Consider the following 1,391-nt stretch of genomic DNA (forward strand, 5'->3'; position numbering starts at 1 on the left):
CTGATGAAGCGTCAGCACGACGTTCCTGTCCACGGTACGCCTGCGGCCAAATTTGATTCCTTTCAGCTTTGCTTCCTGTCGGCCCTCATTCGTGCGCTCTAGGATCCTCCGGCGTTCAGCTTGTGCCACAGCCGACAGGATGGTGACCACCATTTGCCCCATATCACCGTCGGTACTGATCCCGTCATCAATGAACCGGACCGCGACACCCTGAGCATCAAACTCTTTTATCAGTTGGATCATGTCGGCGGTGTCGCGGCCAAGACGGTCGAGCTTCTTCACCAGAATGACATCACCTTCCTCCACCTTCATCCTCAGCAAATCCAGCCCTTCCCGATCTGTTGAACTGCCGGATGCCTTATCGGTAAATATACGGTTTGCTTTCACACCTGCGTCTTTGAGTGCTCTGACCTGAAGATGAACCACGGCAGCCTGGCGGCTGCAAATTGAAAACCGCCCCGGTTCGTCCTGTTGTTGCCGCACGCCCCGCAGAATATGTATGCTCTGAGGACCTGTTTTATTAAGGACTCATCCCCTTATGTTGACCCGCAAAAGTATCGATACAGTTCTGCTCTCTGTTGGTGCTGAGAAGCTCTCACAACGAGAATGGGACTGGATGAAAATGCTCAAACCCATGGACCCACCACCTGCGATGGTGACGACCTCCATCCTGAAGCGCCGTGGCGATACAGCAGCCCTTACCCTGCTACAGGATACCGGGGTTTAATCCATCCTCATGTTGTCCGGTTTTACTCCCCGCCCTCTGAAACGTCTGTTCACAGCCAACCAGTGCTGGACGTCCTTCCTGGATGCGGGCGGTCTGCGCGATATCGAGGTTGAAGCCGTCACCAAAATGCTGGCCTGCGGCACACGGATACTGGGTGTAAAAGAGTTCGGGTGTGATAACCCGGACTGTCAGCACGTAAAGTACCTGACCAACTCATGCGGCAGCCGTGCCTGCCCGTCCTGCGGAAAGAAGGCCACAGACCTGTGGACAGCAACACAGCTGAATCGTCTTCCTGACTGCGACTGGGTACATCTGGTCTTCACCCTGCCGGACACGCTGTGGCCGGTGTTCGAAAGCAACCGCTGGCTGCTGAATGACGTGTGCCGTCTGGCGGTGGAGAATCTGCTGTATGCCGCCCGAAAACGGGGGCTGGAACCCGGTATCTTCTGCGCCATCCACACGTATGGCCGTCGTCTCAACTGGCATCCGCATGTACATGTGTCTGTAACCTGTGGAGGTCTGAATAAGCATGGTCAGTGGAAAAAGCTGAGCTTCCTGAAAGACGCGATGCGTTCACGGTGGATGTGGAATATGCGGCAGCTGCTTCTGAAAGCGTGGTCAGAGGGGCACTGTTGCAAAGTTAGCGATGAGGCAGCCTTTTGTC

At 55.3% G+C, this 1,391-nt stretch carries 2 protein-coding genes; one reads left to right on the top strand and one right to left on the bottom strand.

Annotated elements, in window-relative coordinates:
* Positions 1–483: recombinase family protein (locus ABD361_RS30290; protein WP_425583371.1), on the bottom strand; the 483-nt coding region annotated here is incomplete at its 3' end.
* Positions 484–736: 253 nt separating this feature from the next.
* Between ABD361_RS30290 and ABD361_RS30295 the strand changes: the two genes are divergently transcribed.
* Positions 737–1,391, top strand: a 655-nt coding sequence (locus ABD361_RS30295; protein WP_344440175.1) for an IS91 family transposase, incomplete at its 3' end; no start/stop codon positions are given.

It is taken from the genome of Streptomyces luteosporeus (genome assembly GCF_039532865.1).
GTDB lineage: Bacteria > Actinomycetota > Actinomycetes > Streptomycetales > Streptomycetaceae > Streptomyces > Streptomyces luteosporeus.